Origin of the sequence: Algoriphagus winogradskyi (assembly GCF_900182815.1) — a bacterium.
Classification (GTDB): domain Bacteria; phylum Bacteroidota; class Bacteroidia; order Cytophagales; family Cyclobacteriaceae; genus Algoriphagus; species Algoriphagus winogradskyi.
The window spans coordinates 394,994-412,440 of the sequence record NZ_FXUA01000001.1; the positions used below are offsets into that span (position 1 = coordinate 394,994).

Below are 17,447 nucleotides of genomic sequence, written 5' to 3' on the forward strand. Positions count from 1 at the left end.
GAAATGTTAATCTTAGTCACCTATTCTCTTTTCTAACTGAGTTTCTCCAAAGACCATAGCGGCAGAATGTTGCTTGGCTATTTCTGTGAGTTCTTGTACGATTTCAGGATGCAAATCCGCCAAATCAAATCGCTCAGAAGGATCATGCCCCAAATTGAAGAGGGTCAACTTTTCAAGTTTCTCAACTTTGGCGGGATATCCAGCAGGATTATTACTGTAGAAATAGAGTTTAAAATCACCTTTGCGTACCGCAAAAAGACGATCTCCATGGTAGTAAAACATCTCATCCCTAGGAGTACTGTCTTCTCCTTTGAAAACAGGACTTAAATCAAATCCATCGTAAACACGATCCTGTGGCATTTTTGCGCCAGCAAGCGAGGTAATGGTGGGCAATAAATCCAATGTACTTCCCATTTTGGAAATCACGCCTGGTTTCACATTTCCAGGACCCCAGATTACTGTAGGCACCCGCACCCCACCTTCATAGCTTGTACCTTTTCCGCCAAAAAGTGAACCTGCACTTCCACCCTGCTCATTGTAAACCAACCAAGGACCATTATCAGAAGTGAAGATCACATAGGTATTTTGATCAAGGCCATTTGCTTTCAAAGCACTTAAAATCTCTCCCACTGACCAATCTATTTCTTCAATCACATCTCCATACAAACCGCGTTCGCTAGTTCCTCTGAAATCTCCTGAGGCAAAAAGTGGCACATGAGGAAGTGAATGTGCTAAATAAAGGAAGAATGGTTTGTCCTTAGTAGTATTGATGAAATTGACCGCTTCCTCAGCATATCTTTTGGTGATGGTATTTTGATCCGCAGGCCGCTCGATAATCTCCGTATTTCTCATCAGCGGCACATTGAAATACTCCTTTTTTGGATCAGCAAAAGCTTCTTTGGCTGTACCATCAATCACCTGATCCATGTCATTGCTATAGGGAATTCCAAAGTAGGAATCAAAGCCATGGCTGGTTGGCAAATACTGCGGAAGATGTCCCAAATGCCATTTCCCAATGGCAGCGGTGGCATATCCAGAACCCTTGAGAAGTGTGGCTATAGTATTCTCATAGGCTGGCAAACCGCCATCAGAATCTGGAAAAAGCACTCGTCTTGTATTTGAATACATCCCTGTCCTCACTGGCATTCTACCAGTCAAAATCGCAGATCTACTTGGCGTGCAGACATTGGCAGCAACATAGAAACTGGTCCATTTCTGCCCTTCAGATGCCATTTGATCAATATTTGGAGTCTTGATCGTAGGATGACCAAAAGTCCCCAAATCTCCATAACCCTGATCATCGGTGAAAATAATAATGAAATTGGGTTTGCTTTTCTTTGCGTTTTGGGCGAAAACCTGCGCTCCGGAAAAGAGTACAATCAAAATGAAATGAGTAAAAAAAATGAGCTTATTCATAATCGAAACAGGATTAGAGGTTTATTGTAGAAGTCAATCTATCAAAAAAAACAGGACTTTGGCAGTATCATTACTTTTCTTGAAAATCCTTCTCAAAATCTGATTTGTTCACCCAGCCAGCATTCATTTTTTCACCCTTCATGTAGCGATTATAGAAATCCTTGGAAGCATCACCAGAATAAGGATACTCATCAAAAATATGCCCTTTACCAAACATTCTAGGGTCATTTTGTCCTCTCAATTCTTCAAACAATCGCTCTTTCAACTGCGCTTTGATCATCTGATATTCAGGGTGAATCGCAAGATTTTGCATAGCAAATGGATCAGAAACTCTTTTAAATAGCTCCTCAGCTGGTCTCTTCCCAAATGATAATTCCCAGTTCACAGAAGTCTGATTAGCTCTTCGCTCATTCAAAATCTGGGTTTTGGTCGGGCTACCATCAGTGTTCAAATAGCCTGTCTCAGGATTTCCAGCTGGCCATCTGTCTGTTTCAAAATTATGCAGGTAAATGTAGTCGGCTGTCACTATGCCTCGAATCGGATAGCCCTGATCATCGGGCCGACCTACATCATGCCGCTCTTTACCAATTAATACATGATCTCTAGCTGAATCCACTTGCCCAGCTTCCTCACTTTTGAAAATATCCAAAAGGCTTTTACCAGTAATCGCAGCCATTTTCACTGAGTCAGTTAGGACTTCAGCAACATCTAGAAATGTAGGGGCGAAATCTATGAAACTGATAAAATCATCAATGATTCTTCCCGACTTTGCAATTCCATCTTGCCACATGATCGCCAGTGGAAGATGATTGGAATACTCATATTCCTGGCCTTTGATCCTTGGAAATGGCATTCCATTATCTGCGGTGACAACTATAATCGTATTAGCCAGTTCTCCTCTTCGTTCCAGTTCATCAATCATGCGCTGAAGATGCTGGTCGAAATACGCTATTTCATAGGCATAATCCAGCATATCCGTGCGCACGGTATCTGTATCTGGCCAAAAAGGGGGAATTACATCAATGTCTTCCAACTTCTTATTTCCCTTGCTCAGACCTGACTGGTACTCATAAGCTCGGTGAGGCTCGGTGGAACCATACCAAAACACAAAAGGCTGTTCACCTTCCTTTTGATCCAAAAAGTCCGCAAAGTTTTTAGCGTAATCATTCCCGTTAATCTGGGAAGTAGGCGCTTCAGTTTTGTACTTGTTAAAAGCGGGACCTGTTAACTCTCTCCTTTCCCCATTTATTTCTCCCGGATTTCCTGGCGCCCAGCCTTTTGCCGTATGCCCACCATGGTAACCGCTGCTGATCAACTGCTCCATAAACGTGGTAAATTTTGCTGGGAAATCAGGCGAATGATTTGCCGCTTCCTCCAATTGCCAGGAATTTCGTCCAGTTAAAATAGCAGCTCTCGAAGGAGCACACTTCGCGTTTGGCGTGTAGGCATTCATAAATAATAAGCCTTCTTTTGCCACATAATCGAAAGCTGGAGTGCTAACCCATTTGGTCCCGTAAGCTCCCATATGAGGAAAAGAAGCATCATCCATGATCGCAAAGAGAATATTTGGGCGCTTCGAAGTATTGGATTCCTCCTCAGATGCACAGGAAAAAAAAGATGCAGAAATCACCAACACCAGTATTCCCAAACTTCGATTCATTCTCATATGCACAATGGATTAACGGATTTTAATTTAAGCGAACATTACTTCAAAACCACTTCCTGCACATCTGAATTCAAATCTCCACGAATCGCTTTATAGTCAGCTATCATTTCTTCCAACTTCTCAGGGTTTGATTCTGCTACATTATTAACCTGACCAATATCGTTAGTGAGATTGTAAAGCTGATAATTAGGATCATTTCCAATCTCAATATTTACCGTCGCAATTTTCGCAGCACCTTTGTAAGGAGGAATCATAATCCACTCTCCTTTTCTAAGCGCTGTTCTTCCGGTGGCTTCCAGCATCAATTCGGATCTACCAACTTTTTCCTCACCCATGAAAGCAGGCAACAAGTTTTGGCTATCTTCAGCTGAATCCGTACTTCCTGTCAAAGCAGCCAAAGAAGCTAAGAAATCAACTTGACAAACCAAGGCATCAGAAACCTGAGGTTGAATTTTCCCTTTCCAATAAACCATAAATGGGACGCGGGTACCTGCTTCAAACAAACTGTATTTACCTCCTCTTAAAGGTCCTGCCGGTGTATGATCACCAAGTTTTTCTACCGCATCGTCATAATATCCATCATTCAAAACCGGACCATTATCAGAGCTGAAAATTATTAAGGTGTTCTCAAGTAAACCCTCCTCTTCCATGGTTTTCATAAACTCGCCGATCATCCAATCCGCTTCCAAAATCACGTCTCCCCTCGGTCCCATACCTGATTTCCCTACAAATCTAGGGTTTGGAGTTCTTGGCACATGAGGTTGCTGAAATGCATAGTAAAGGAAGAATGGACCATCCTTATGTGACTTGACATAGCTTTGAGCTTTTTCCAAAAAATGATCCGCCATATCCACATCAGACCACTTGGCAGCTTCGCCACCTTTCATGAATCCGATTCTCGGAATCCCATTCACGATGCTGTTGTTATGCCCGTGGTGCCACTTCATCGTGGTCAACTCTGGGTTGTCCTTTCCTGTAGGCTCGCCTTCGAAATTCTTTTCATAACTCACCTCGATAGGATCATTTGGATCCAGATTTACTACATCTCCATTCTCTATATAAACTGTCGGAACTCGATCCTGGGTCGCTGCCAAAATGTAGCTATAGTCGAAACCAACTTCATTTGGACTTGGACTGATGTGTTCATTCCAATTCACATCTCCATTACCTAGACCCAAGTGCCATTTGCCCACCACAGCAGTTTCATATCCCTGGCCTTTCAACATTTTTGGAACAGTCATCTGGGATGTGCTGATCAATAAAGGAGCTGTGCCGGGAAGGATTTTAGCATCCTTATTTCTCCATGGATAAACACCTGTAAGTAAGGCGTACCTACTTGGAGTACAGGTAGCCGAAGTCGCATATCCATTGGTGAATCGAATTCCTCCATTGGCCAACTTGTCCATATTAGGCGTCGACAGCTCTGTGGCGCCATAAGCACTCATGTCTCCATAGCCCAAATCATCCATGTAGATGATGACGATATTTGGCTTTTTAGCCTCTGCTTCATTTGTTTCTTCCTTGGGAGCACTACAGCTCCAAAAAAGTGAAACACCCGTTAATCCAAGTAATAGACTACGCTTAAAACTCATGGTATATTATTTATGTATCCTTAAAATTCTTAAAACTTCGACATTCCCAATTCATCATTCGATATTCAATATTTTTATAATCCTGAATAATGAAGTAAGTCTCAAAGGGACCTTGATCACTATTTTATTCAGCCAGGTTCACCTGAATCGTTTCTTGAATATCAGTTTGAATCACAAGACCTGCAAATGTCTTCATTCTACCTTTATTCTGATCCTTTACTTCCACTCTATACTTATCGTCCGAAAATACCTTCGGTTGAAAGTTATTGGTATTAACCGGGAGAGCGTATTCCAATTCTCCAGTTGATTCGTTATAGACAGAAACCAGTGGATTCTCAACCTTCTCTAAATTCAATGTACTGAGATAGCCAACTGCTTTTCTTGCATAGTTATCCTTTTGCGAAACTGTCAGCGGCCAACCATCATACTGTCCCTCCGGATTGGCAATAGGGTCAACATTCCTTGGCCAGCATTCGATCTTCATGGTGCGCTCATTCTTATCAAAAGTGATAATACCGTATCCTGTACCTCTATCGTAAATTCTTGCTGGTTCATAACCTGATTTGTACGGGTTGGCTACTGCCATGACAGTCATCTTGTTTCCAAATCCATCTTCGAAATCACCTGTGTTTTTGGTGCCTCCAGGAAAAGGCTCATGGCCTTCTGGGACTTGAGGCCACCAGCGTCTCGGCCAAAGATTATTCAGAGCAGGTCCCGCAAATGCAAACCCTGAATCCCGGTATTCATCAACCCCATATTGCACTGTACTTGCCAGGTGCTGATCTCCCGCAATGTGCAGCGCAAAAGCCTTTCGGATGATTCGTACCGCTTCATCCCTTCCTTTTTGCGGCCAGCCATTGGAATCCATATCCGTAGTAGGCGCATCCCCAGGTACATACTCACCTTTCTCTGGCGTAGGCAAACTTGGCACTATGCTATCAATGATACTTCCTTCAGGCAAGGTTGCCACAGTGCAGAAATTTGTCTGAGATAAAACAGCTTTCATTTGCACGCCCGAATCCCATTGTGAAGCCCAGTTTTCCAGAAAATTCAATTGTCTCTTTCCTAATAATTCAGCATCTATATCGTAGTGCTTTTTGATATCAAAGTCAGGATTCTGAATAAATCCATTCATAACCTTGGCTTCTTCAGGCAAGACATTTTTAGGGGCTGATTTGAATTTTCTATCTTCCAAAATCGCAAAACTCACTCCTCCGTATTCCCAGTCTGTGTAATACACATTAATTCCCTGCTTCACAGGAGTGGGGTCAAAAGCATCTGGAAGATGACTTGTCTGGCAATCTTGAATCATATTCACCCATTCGGGTGGCATTTTGTAGCCACCTTGATCCTGGGCCACATATCCCCATCCTTCGTCAGATGGCGCATGCTTTCCGCCTTCACCCCAGACATTACCATGATAGACATCATGATCATCCGGTATAATAGCTGCCGGGATGGTTCTGAAAATATCGCGGTATGACCAGCCGAACATATACCATTTGTGTAGGTAATCCAGATAGGACTTTTCAAGCGGGCTGGTTTGAATTCCAAATCCTCCAGTCCCCTCATAGAACTGATCACCAAGGAAGAAAGCCATGTCTGGCCTGTGTTTCTCCACATGTAAGGCTACCTCCTGATCCGGAAAACCATGATCAGCATTGCAGCTAAATACTGCAACTTTCAGATTTTCATTAGTAGCCGGTTGTGCAGCGATTTGTCCATAATAATTGAACTCTTGACTTTTATCTTTTAAAGGCACTTCAATATGAACCCGATGAGGAATCATTTCCTGCTGATTCCAATCATCTATTCTGAATTTGGCAATTCTTCCATTTGGATCAAGTGGGGAAGTTTGAACCGTTTCCCAAGTAGATCCTTTTTTAAGCTGAAGCTTAACATTTAGGTTTGAGATTAGCTCAAGTGGAGCCAGCTGAGCTGTTAACTTAAGCGTGTTTTTATGAAGCGTGTATTGAGCGAAAAATATTGGCCCATAGACTTGGTTAGCTGATTCTACAATCTTTTCGCCTTGAAAAACCCAGTCTGAGAAGGTAGCAATAGTATCTGAGGACTCTTCCTTTTTTGGGCAATGAGCCACCAAAGCCAAATTCCCTACTAACATCTGAGGAGAAACCTCATCTAAAGTTAATGAAACAAGATTTTTGCCAGATGATCCAGTCAGAGTCAGTGAGTAATTCCCTTGGTTAAATTCTGCATTTAGAGACAAAGAAATCGAATTTGATAAATCTAATTTTTCTTCGCTCAACTTATCTCCTATCATCAGATTACCTGAGCCAGTGATACCAGCATCCAGTCCTTTTCCAAAGACAGCCGCTGACCGATAATCATCGAAAACGCCTTTTGCGCCAAGTCTAAAACCAGCATAAGCAGCTACATTTCCTGCCAGAGTTTGATTACTCCAATCAATTAATACTGACTCCTGAAAATTCCTATTGTCAGTTCCTAATTGATGTGTCAAGATATGCAGAGCACGATTAGGTCCGGAAACATTGCATAAAGCTTTACCACTTACTATTTCCCAATCCTGCAATCGGTTCCCCCAAAACTCCGGTCCAACCCACTTCATATCAGGCCAATTTTCCCAGTTACTTTTAAATCCTGAAGCTTCAGTTGATAGTAATTTTTTAATGCTGGTAAATCCTTGGGAAAAGAAAAATGGTGTAGAAAGGGTGGTTAAGGCCATTGCCTTGACCGCGGATCGGCGTTTCATAGTATAAGAGGATGATTATTTATGGATAAAGATGATTTGGAAAATCAATAAAACCTTTCAAAACAAAGCTAAGTGGAGCAGCTTTGCCTTGAAAGGGTTTAATCTTAAATAAGGGGTAAAGAAATACCTATTCGAGTGCAGGATTGATATTTACCTCGCTTTGAGGTATAGGCCATGTATTGTCCACTCCATCTCGGAATGATCTTGTGGTTACAAACCAGCGGCTATAGGGATCTGGTTGTCCATTTTTTAATCTTTTTTTATTGGCCCCAGGAAATGAAGCTCCATAAAAATCAGCTTTCAGTACATCTTTGGCAATATCCCATCTCAACAAATCCCAATACCGAATTCCTTCAAAGGCTAACTCGACTCTTCGTTCCTTTCTTAGAATTTCCCTTAAAGCAGCTGGTTCTGTTATCGTGATTGGAGGCATATTTACAGATGCTCTTGCACGAACCAAATTTATTGTCCCGTCCAAATCTGCCTGACTGATAGCATGACCTGCTTCTATTTTTGCTTCCAAGTAACTCAATAACACCTCAGCATAACGTATGATGGGAAGATTGCCCCCATAATTGGTAAGATTGCCTGAGAAGCTTTCATCAGCAAATTTCTTCAATCCAAAGCCAGTTTGAGTAGTCTGCTTTCCGGCCCCCAATTGATCTGGTGAAGAAGCTGAATCCGGATGAGTGATATAGGTTCCCTTGAATGTAGATCCATCATACAATACAGAGGCTTTCAATCTAGGATCTCTATTTGCAGCTATGTTGTTGGGGTCGTAAAGAGGACTATCAAATGAAAATTCGCTACCATCTGTAAAGTCATAAGACTCCACCATACTACCTAATGGATTGAAAATATGCCATCCACCAGCAAGAGCAGGAAAAAAATGTTGAAGCATTCCATTTGCAGCTAGGTTATCTATGAATTGGGTACTGAAAATTATCTCGTTACTATCTTCATTGGATTTTAGAAATAGTCCTGCATAATCCGGATCTATTATATTCTCTCCCATTTCTATAATTTCCGCATAAGTATCGACTGCATCACCGAACATCTTCTCTGATAATTGCAATCTTCCCTGAAATGCCAAAACCGTTTGCTTAGTAGCCCGTCCCCTTTGTGCAGAGGGCAATTCGGCATGACTCGGAAGGTACTCTAGGATATCTGCAAATTCACTCAACACAAAAGCCACAACTTCAGCTTTGGGAGCTTTGGTTACAGTATTTGCTTCTTCAGGACTTAGTGTTCTTTCTACCAAAGGTACAGAGCCCCAAAACTGTGACATGTAATAGTATTGGGCAGCTCTCAAGAAACGGACTTCGGATTTCATTCTTTCCTTCTTTAATTCATCCATTGGTACCTGATCAACATTCTCCAAGAAAAAATTGCAATTCGCAATATTCTTGTAGGATGAGGACCAATAGGAATTCAGAATATTAATGCTAGAAGTAAGTGTTCCGTTTGACAAGCGATGAAATGCGGAATTATCTCCCCTTCTATCATATGCGTTGTCGGATGCAAATTCCATAAACAGCAATCCATCGTATGCCCACCAGTTAGAAGGATTTACAGTGGTACCATTTTGAACTATTCCTCCTCTATAAACACCCGTCAATGCCAACTCAGCATTGGCTTCATTACTCCAAAAAGTAGCATTATCGAAACTGTCCAAGGGAGACTTATCCAACTGATCCACGCAGCTCCAAAGCACACTACTCAGCAAAATGAAACTGATATAGCTATATATATATTTAATGTTTTTCATTACAAGTTGTATTTTAATTAAAACTGTAAGTTCACTCCAAAGGTGTAATTGGCTAGTATAGGGTAATAAGCTCTCGCTGTATTTACCTCAGGATCCCATCCTTTTCTGTAATTGCTGAAAGTGAGAATGTTCTCAGCACTCACATACATTCTTAATCTTGAAATTTTTAATTTATCAAGAGCTGGCACTGGAAGACTGTACCCTAATTGTATATTTCGGAGCTTTACATAAGAGCCATTAAGTGTCCAGAAGGAGGACATAAGGGTATTGGGAGTTCCTGAGTTTGAAATAAATTCCAGCCTAGGATATCCTGCATTTCGATCAGGATTTTCTTCTGTCCAACGCTCTTCCATCTGCCAAGTCTGAACTCCTCCTTGATTGTTGAAAGCATATCCAGCATCGCCTGACAGGTTGCCTTTTACTCCTGCAACTCCTTGAATGAGCATACTAATATCAAATCCCTTAAAGTCTGCACCCAAGTTCAATCCATAATTATACTTAGGGATTTGGCTACCCAATACAGTTCTGTCGTAAGTAGCATTCACCACACCATCTGGCACTCCGTCTGGCCCACTGATGTCTTTGTAGCGAATATCTCCAGGTTTTGCATTTGGATTGATTGATTTCATGTCAGCCCAGTTTGCGACATCCTCCTCATCCACAAACAAACCCTCTGCCTGATATCCATAGTAAATATTCATTGGATAGCCTATAAAGAGGCTACTTCCATTTCCTATTAGCCCATTTGGTTGGAAAATATTTCCAACTCCAAGGTCTATCACTTCATTGTTGACTAGTGTCAAATTACCTCCTGCCCGAAAATTAAAATTCTCCCCGGCATGGCGATAATCCAATACTAATTCAAATCCTGAATTTCTCAGCTCACCAGAATTCTGCTGAGACAACCCAAACCCAACAATGCTAGAAACACTGGAACTTGGACTATTTAGGATGTCATATGTGAATCGGTTGAAATAAGTCGCTCCAAAATTGATTTTGCCTTGTAGTAAACTTAAATCAAAACCAACATCAGTGGTACGCGTACTTTCCCAATGTAAAGTAGGATCTGTGATTACATTTCTAGTGACACCAGTATTAATTACTCCACCAAAAGGGTAATTCTGACCTAGATTTAATGTGTTTTGATACGGGTAATTTCCGATGTTCTGATTCCCTAGAATACCAAAGGAAGCTTTCAGTTTCAGGTCGTCAAGCCAATTGGTTTTATCCTTCAGGAAATTTTCTTCTGAGATTCTCCAGCCAACTGCTGCTGAAGGGAAAAAGGCAAACTTCTCATCTGTAGGGAAACGGGAAGAACCATCATATCGCATGGTGGCTTCAAATAGGTACTTTTCAATGTAATCATACTTTACTCTCCCAAATACTGACATCAGCGCCCACTCGGAGGCACTTCCATTGTTTTTCTGATTGTCAGGAGCCCCTACATTCAATTGAGTCAAATCATTGTTAGCCAAATTATTTCTATAGGCATAAGTAAATTCATTCAAATTGTCCTCATAAGAATATCCACCCAAAACACTAAGTTTATGAAGTCCGAAAACCTTATCATAATTGGCAACTACCTGAATGGTTTTGTATGTGTTTTTTTCATTATTTATACTAAGCTCATTTGGTCCTAAGGTGATATTTGGATTTAATACCTGAGTTGCCAATAGGCGCTTATCATCAAATGTAGTTTGGTTATATGCCCCTATAAGTGAAACTTTGAAAGATTTCGCAAGCTGATAATCCAGTTTCAAATTGGCATTGACATCGAAGTTTTTAGCCTTGTAGAAGGAATCATTGTTTAGATACGATACCGGAGTACCTTTACCCACTACCCCAAGACCATAATCACCGTTACTGTATCTATCTACATAGATAGCCGGGAATCTGATTGATTGACCAATAATTCCATTTACATCCGAAATATCAATCGTCGCAGGTGGCGCAGGTTCATTTGTCACAGAATTTATTAAAGAAATTCTGGAGGTTAACTTCAGCTTAGAACTAAGATCATTCTCCATATTCAATCGCACATTGTACCTAGAATAATCATTCTTGATGACCAGTCCATCTTGGTATAAATATCCAAATGACAAGTTGTACTTGCTAGTTTTGGAGCCTCCATTAATGGTGAAATTACTCGAAGTCTGAACAGGTGTTTCAGTCAGAATTTGTCCTATAAAATCGGAATTAGGATAATTGTCCAGATCGCTACCATCTCTATATTTTTGAATATCTTCAGCAGTATATACTTCACTTCCCTCAGCTTCATTATATAGCTCTGCAAACTCCCAAGAATTAACAAAATCAGGGTATTGGGTGGCTTTTTGAAAACCTACGTAGCCATTATATGTGATTTGTACTTTTTCGCTCCCGCCAGTTTTAGTAGTCACCAAGATCACTCCGTTGGCTGCTCTAGCTCCATAAATAGCGGCAGATGAAGCATCCTTTAGTACAGAGATTGATTCAATATCATTTGGATTTATATCATTAAAACTGTTTGTTGGAATCCCATCAATCAGAATTAGCGGATTTGTGCCTGCTCCGAAAGAACCAACTCCTCGTATGTTAATTGTCCCTCCACTAGATCCCGGCCGTCCACCTCTTTGAATTACTGTCACTCCAGGAACCTGTCCTGTAAGGACACTAGATGTATTTGTTACCTGCCTGTTTTCAATATTATCCGAAGACAACTGAGAAACCGCTCCAATAACGTCTGCTTTCTTCTGCTCTCCATACCCTACCACTACAATTTCATCTAATGCTTTCTCATCCTCGAGAAGAGTGATATTCACCGTAGTTTGGTTATCAATTGTCACTTTTTGATTTGCGTAACCAATGAATGAAAAGACCAATACATTCCCCGGCTGGGCTTCTACAGAATAATTACCATCGATATCCGTCACAGTTCCTACGGTAGTGCCTTCGACTATAATAGTAACCCCAGGTATTCCTACCCCATTGACATCTATCACTTTACCTGTGACATCAATTGCTTCAGAATCCTTTATACTTACCCCTTTCAGAACTCCTGGCTGAAAAGGGCGAACATGAATATTGTCGTTTATCTGAATAAATCTGAGTCCAGTATCCTTACTCAAATCCAAGAGAAGATCATAAACCGTTTTGTCCTTAACATTAAGGTCAATTTTCTGCTTCACATCCACTTTTGTAGTGTTGTAAGTAAATGCTAATCCGGTCTGGGCCTCGACTTGCTTAAAAACTTTCTCAAGAGCAGTGTTTTCCACACTCACCCCAACTTTGATCTTTTCGATATTTTTCCTCTGTGCATTTCCAGTATTAGCAAGCAATACAGTGCAAAAAAGCAGCTGAAGAATAAACCCGTAAAGCAATCGTTTCGATAACATAATGAGTTGTCCCCGTATATTTTTTTTCATACTATTGTTATGATTTAAGTGATGATTTACTTGAATTTTTGCCTGAAATGGTTAGCGCTACTACAGGCAATTAGAATTAGGCAGATAGAAGTTCTCCCCAGAATTTCTTCTGCCTTTTTTTAAGGACTGTGTATCATTCTCATAGGTTTTTTCATTTGGGTTACTTTGTTATTTCTACTTTCTTACCATTGATAGAATAGCTGATCTTTGATGTCTGGGCTATTCCCTCCAATACATTTTCCAAGGACTCATCATGATATTGTCCAGTATAGGCCCAGTGTTCTTTGAACTCCCCTGCTGCTGTGATATCTACTCCATACCAGCGCTCGATTTTCTGGATCACAGTATCAAAATCATCTTCAGTAAATATTAGATACTTGTCTTTCCAGCCAGTAATTGATCTGAGATCAAATTTCTTCTTAGAAAATTGTCCATTTTTCTCCAAGACTATCATTTCAGTTGGCGCCAACATTATCTGATTTCCTATGTTGTCATTTACTTTAACCTTGCCAGAAACTAATGCTATTTCCACTTTATCCTCATTGGTGTTATTAACATTGAAAGTAGTGCCGAGCACTTCGATTTTGGCATTTTGCAATTCCACTATAAATGGCCTCTCTTCTTTAATTACATCAAAGAATGCTTCTCCTTCTATAGATACTATCCGAAGCGAATCTGAAAAATTTTCAGGATAGGAAATTTTAGAATTCGAATTGAGGTGTATAGAGGTACCATCACTTAGGTGGATAATAGTCTTTTTCCCAGCTGCATTCACCTTTGTGACCCAAACCACCTCTGAAGCTTCTCCATCTGAATAAATTTTGGATTCGAAAAGGGCCCAACTACAGAAAACAATCAATACTATAGCTGCAGCCCAACGAATCGAAAAAAAAGAATACCATTTAGTAGAATTTGAATTTTTCGATTTTATAGGCGTGGCGGATAAATCTCCTTTTAAAATATTCTCAAAAACCTCAATATAATCTTCATTGGAAAGCTCCGCGTTCTCCTGGTATTGAATTGATCTTATAAACCCAGCAGCCTTCCTTACCAAGTCACTTTTTTTATGGTTGGAATTCAACCATTTCTCCCAGAAGTGAGAATTATTCTCGTTGGGTGATTTCACCCACTGAGTAAAAAACTCATCGGTGAGAAAGTCCTCCAACTCATAATCCTCATATTTCTTTTGACTTATATTTTTAGACATTGGTTAATTACGCGTTGGTTTAACAAATTCCTTCAATTTGGACAAGGCTCTATAAATTAGCTTTCTGGCAGTTTTGGTTTCACTGAAATTCATAATTTCAGCAATCTCCTTGTAGCTTAATTCTTCCTCGTAAAACAAAAGGATCGCTTTTCGTTGCTTGGTAGTCAGTTGATTTAATGCTAGTTGAACTTGCTTTTTCCTAGCATCATTTGATTCATTTTGAATAAAACTAACCTCAGGAGACACCTCAATTTGAAAATGAGATTCCAGAAAATTATCCTCAAAATCCTCTATTGATGCATTGGCTTTGATATTCTTAATTATTTCCCGTTGTAATGATCTGAATAGATACCCTTTGATGTGGGTTACCTCATTAAGTTCCCCCCTCTTTTTTCTTAAATAAATAAAGAGATTCTGAATGCTGTCTTTTACCAAACTATAATCACGGGAATACTGGCACCCAAAGCGATAGAGGTCCTGTACATAAATTCTGTACAGATAATTAAAAGCCATTTCATCCCCCTTATTGAAAGCCTCCCAAATGTCACAATCAGCTTTTTTCTCAAAAACTTTGAAAGTTTCTAAATGATTTGGAGGTATGAAAATAGAATTAGACTGCTCTTTTGGGTTTTTGTTCATTGAAAATTGGAGATCTATCCCGATTCTAAAATTAAGAGTATGCAAATGGTCAAAATGACCCCATAATATTTTATTAATTTTCTCAAATGGTGGGAATTTGAGAGAAATACCAATTGATAGCTTAAATTAAATGGTTCCAAAGCGAATCATTCGGCAAAAAAGCTCAATTAAACTCCATAAAAAAACCAATGAGTTTGCACCCATTGGTTTTATATAAAATCATATTCCTATTTATGGATTAGCCTATGATATTTCCTTCATCATCCCATTGAATAATGGTACCACGATCTTCTGGCTTTAGGTATTGCGGAATATACTTTTCTTCCAACTTAACACCGTGCTTATCCATCACTTCTTGAGGCACACCGTCCCAGGCATTTGGAGTATTTCCTACATAACCCATGTATTTCCAACCCTCAGGGGTAGAGAAATATCCTGAGCAAGTAAGGTTTCGAAGCATATTGAACCAACGAACTCCTCCTTCATATTCAGGCTTTGCACTGTCTGGCCAAGCCACTTCATCTACAATTGTAATGACTTCTGATTCACTTAGCTCGTTAAATGACTTACCGAATTTCTCGTCAGCTTCAAAATCCAGCCACATCAGACCACCTCGCATGCGTGTTTGGTTGCCAGGCTGATCTTTCATCATGAACTCCATGAAGTCCACTACTCCCACTTCTGTAGCAGCAGGAGATTCATCATCCTTCGGCATAATTATATCGACTAGCGTGCTTAGTTTCTTGCGCTCATCTTCAGTGAAAAAAGTTTCAGATAGTAACTCTTGATCACGTTGCTTTTCTTCTGCAGTTCTTCCTCCTATGGTCCCACCTGCCAATAATGCATTTTCTGGGATTGCTTGCTCCTCAGGTGAACACCCTGCCAATAATAAACCTGTACCGACAGAGCCGGTAAAGAGTAATTTAAGGTTTTCTCTTCTGTTCATGGTTTAGATATTTTTCTTTTTCAATTCACCTACTATATAATCGGAAGTTCTCCAAGCAAGAGCCAAAATGGTCCAGGTTGGGTTTTTATCTGCCTGAGACACAAACGGCCCAGCATCTACTACAAATAGGTTATCACAATCATGCGCCTGACAATTGGAATTCAGAACTGATGTGGCAGCATCATTGCCCATTCGGGTAGTACCTACTTCGTGTATAATTCTCCCTGGTGCCAAAAGACCGTATTTAGTCTCTGGACCTGGCTTAGAGCCAAGTAGAATCCCACCTGCCTCAGTCAAGATCTCTTCAAACGTATCATGCATATGTTTTGCTTGCTTCACTTCCTGATCTGTCCAGTTGTAATTAAATCTAAGAACAGGAATACCATATTTATCTACCGTATTTGGATCTATCTCACAGTAATTATCATACATAGGTACACTTTCTCCTCTGCCTGACATACCCATAGTAGAACCGTAGATTTTTCGGATGTCCTTCTTCAACCCAACACCATAGCCACCGTTGGGACTTGGTTCACCAAATTCGTCCTTGATGTATTTTCTCATCGAATCCATACTTCCACCGGTTCCGTAGGCTGGTTGGCCCATTCCGCCCCAGTATTCAATATGATATCCTCTTGCAAAATCTAATTTCTTATTGTCTCCCCACCAAGGTGTGTACATGTGTAATCCACCTACACCGTCTTCGTTATAGCGTTGACGATCCATCATACTTGGGACAATCGCCATACGGTCAGTGCCAGTGGAATCATGCAGGTATCTACCTACCATTCCTGAGCTATTGCCTATCCCATCAGGATGGGATTTTGATTTGGAATTCATCATGATTCGCGCAGATTCACATGCTGAAGCCCCAAGTACGACTACTCTTGATTTCAGTTTGTATTCCTTCATGTCTTCTTTGCTCACAAAAGATACTCCAGTTGCTTTCCCGCTTTCGTCTGTGGTTACTTTTCTAACCATGGAATGCGTGTAAAGGTCAACTTTACCTTTTTTCATTGCAGGATGAACCAAGCAAGTGCCCGCAGAAAAATCTGCATGAACTTGGCAAGCTCGATTACACTGACTACAGAAAAAACAAACTCCTCTTTCTTTACTGATAGGACGCGTAAGCATTGATAGTCGGGAAGGAATCATAGGGATCCCCACTTTATCTGCTCCTTTTTTCATGTAAAGTTCATGTAGTCTTGGTTTAGGAGGTGGAAGAAAAAAGCCATCCGGCTCATTATATATCCCCTCTTTGGTACCAAAAACACCAATCAGCTTATCTACTTTATCATAATACGGCTTAAGATCATCATAACCTATTGGCCAATCGTGACCTAGTCCATCAATACTGGCACGTTTGAAATCATTTGGTCCAAAGCGCAAAGAAATCCTTCCCCAGTGGTTAGTTCTTCCTCCTACCATTCTAGATCTGAACCAATCGAACTCAGTTCCATTTTTTCGAGTGTAAGGTTCTCCATCGATATCCCAACCACCGATCGCTGCATCAAAATCGCCAAAAGGACGAATTCGAGTACCTGCGCCTCTTCTTGGAGATTCCCAAGGTGGTCTTAACTGCGTACGATCTTCCTCTTTTGCTGGATCAAAGTCACCTCCTGCTTCCACAACGGCTACAGATAATCCTGCTTCGGAAAGAATTTTAGAGGCCATTCCGCCTCCAGCTCCAGAACCCACAATAATTACGTCGTAGGCTTCACCGGAATTTTTGATTTGAAAACTCATTAGATAGAATTTACTTTATTGATCTGATTCAACTTATAGAAAGAGAAGTCTTTTAACCGAAATCCTTCAACACAGCCCTTTCATTCTTAAATTAACAAAAATATTTCCTTACAAACTTTGCGTTTTTGATATTCCGCCTTCCTCCAGAAAAATAATCCCGCGGATTCAGCAAGTATTTTTCGAAAAAATTAGACTATTAATTCCTGATAATCAACTAGTAATGGACTTAAAATAGCTAATACTAGGCTTTAAGATTACTTTAGAAACTTCTTCGATTTTTTTATAAATGAGAATTCACCCTTTTAAAAATTTTTAGTTTTATCAAATTCACA

At 40.4% G+C, this 17,447-nt stretch carries 10 protein-coding genes; all 10 read right to left on the reverse strand.

Going from position 1 to position 17,447, the window contains the following annotated elements; genetic code table 11:
- Nucleotides 1-12 precede the first annotated feature (12 nt).
- The 10 genes from QOL76_RS01705 to QOL76_RS01750 all read right to left on the reverse strand — a co-directional run bounded on the left by QOL76_RS01705 (nt 13) and on the right by QOL76_RS01750 (nt 17,115).
- Entirely contained in the window at nt 13-1,416 is a 1,404-nt protein-coding gene (locus tag QOL76_RS01705; protein WP_283411292.1) for a sulfatase family protein, read from the reverse strand.
- Between the two features lie 70 nt (nt 1,417-1,486).
- On the reverse strand, nt 1,487-3,082 hold the full coding sequence (locus QOL76_RS01710; protein ID WP_283411293.1) for a sulfatase family protein: 1,596 nt from the start codon (nt 3,080-3,082) through the stop codon (nt 1,487-1,489).
- A gap of 38 nt (nt 3,083-3,120) precedes the next feature.
- On the reverse strand, nt 3,121-4,674 hold the full coding sequence (locus QOL76_RS01715) for a sulfatase family protein (RefSeq protein ID WP_283411294.1): 1,554 nt from the start codon (nt 4,672-4,674) through the stop codon (nt 3,121-3,123).
- Nucleotides 4,675-4,798: 124 nt separating this feature from the next.
- Nucleotides 4,799-7,405, reverse strand: coding sequence for an alkaline phosphatase D family protein (locus QOL76_RS01720; protein WP_283411295.1), 2,607 nt, complete (start codon nt 7,403-7,405; stop codon nt 4,799-4,801).
- A gap of 127 nt (nt 7,406-7,532) precedes the next feature.
- Nucleotides 7,533-9,173 (reverse strand): RagB/SusD family nutrient uptake outer membrane protein, encoded by a 1,641-nt coding sequence (locus tag QOL76_RS01725; protein WP_283411296.1) that lies wholly within the window; start codon nt 9,171-9,173, stop codon nt 7,533-7,535.
- Between the two features lie 17 nt (nt 9,174-9,190).
- Entirely contained in the window at nt 9,191-12,577 is a 3,387-nt protein-coding gene (locus QOL76_RS01730) for a SusC/RagA family TonB-linked outer membrane protein (RefSeq protein WP_283411297.1), read from the reverse strand.
- Nucleotides 12,578-12,737: 160 nt separating this feature from the next.
- A complete protein-coding gene (locus tag QOL76_RS01735) occupies nt 12,738-13,784 on the reverse strand; it encodes a FecR family protein (protein ID WP_283411298.1) in 1,047 nt (348 codons plus the stop codon).
- 3 nt (nt 13,785-13,787) lie between these two features.
- On the reverse strand, nt 13,788-14,423 hold the full coding sequence (locus QOL76_RS01740) for an RNA polymerase sigma factor (protein ID WP_283411299.1): 636 nt from the start codon (nt 14,421-14,423) through the stop codon (nt 13,788-13,790).
- A 238-nt stretch (nt 14,424-14,661) separates the two neighbouring features.
- Nucleotides 14,662-15,369 (reverse strand): gluconate 2-dehydrogenase subunit 3 family protein, encoded by a 708-nt coding sequence (locus tag QOL76_RS01745; RefSeq protein WP_283411300.1) that lies wholly within the window; start codon nt 15,367-15,369, stop codon nt 14,662-14,664.
- 3 nt (nt 15,370-15,372) lie between these two features.
- Nucleotides 15,373-17,115, reverse strand: coding sequence for a GMC family oxidoreductase (locus tag QOL76_RS01750; protein ID WP_283411301.1), 1,743 nt, complete (start codon nt 17,113-17,115; stop codon nt 15,373-15,375).
- Nucleotides 17,116-17,447 lie beyond the last annotated feature (332 nt).

Bases quoted from the DNA above. Each gene is read 5' to 3' on its own strand.
- QOL76_RS01705 (WP_283411292.1), bottom strand. From the start codon at position 1,416: ATGAATAAGCTCATTTTTTTTACTCATTTCATTTTGATTGTACTCTTT.
- QOL76_RS01710 (WP_283411293.1), bottom strand. From the start codon at position 3,082: ATGAGAATGAATCGAAGTTTGGGAATACTGGTGTTGGTGATTTCTGCA.
- QOL76_RS01715 (WP_283411294.1), bottom strand. From the start codon at position 4,674: ATGAGTTTTAAGCGTAGTCTATTACTTGGATTAACGGGTGTTTCACTT.
- QOL76_RS01720 (WP_283411295.1), bottom strand. From the start codon at position 7,405: ATGAAACGCCGATCCGCGGTCAAGGCAATGGCCTTAACCACCCTTTCT.
- QOL76_RS01725 (WP_283411296.1), bottom strand. From the start codon at position 9,173: ATGAAAAACATTAAATATATATATAGCTATATCAGTTTCATTTTGCTG.
- QOL76_RS01730 (WP_283411297.1), bottom strand. From the start codon at position 12,577: ATGAAAAAAAATATACGGGGACAACTCATTATGTTATCGAAACGATTG.
- QOL76_RS01735 (WP_283411298.1), bottom strand. From the start codon at position 13,784: ATGTCTAAAAATATAAGTCAAAAGAAATATGAGGATTATGAGTTGGAG.
- QOL76_RS01740 (WP_283411299.1), bottom strand. From the start codon at position 14,423: ATGAACAAAAACCCAAAAGAGCAGTCTAATTCTATTTTCATACCTCCA.
- QOL76_RS01745 (WP_283411300.1), bottom strand. From the start codon at position 15,369: ATGAACAGAAGAGAAAACCTTAAATTACTCTTTACCGGCTCTGTCGGT.
- QOL76_RS01750 (WP_283411301.1), bottom strand. From the start codon at position 17,115: ATGAGTTTTCAAATCAAAAATTCCGGTGAAGCCTACGACGTAATTATT.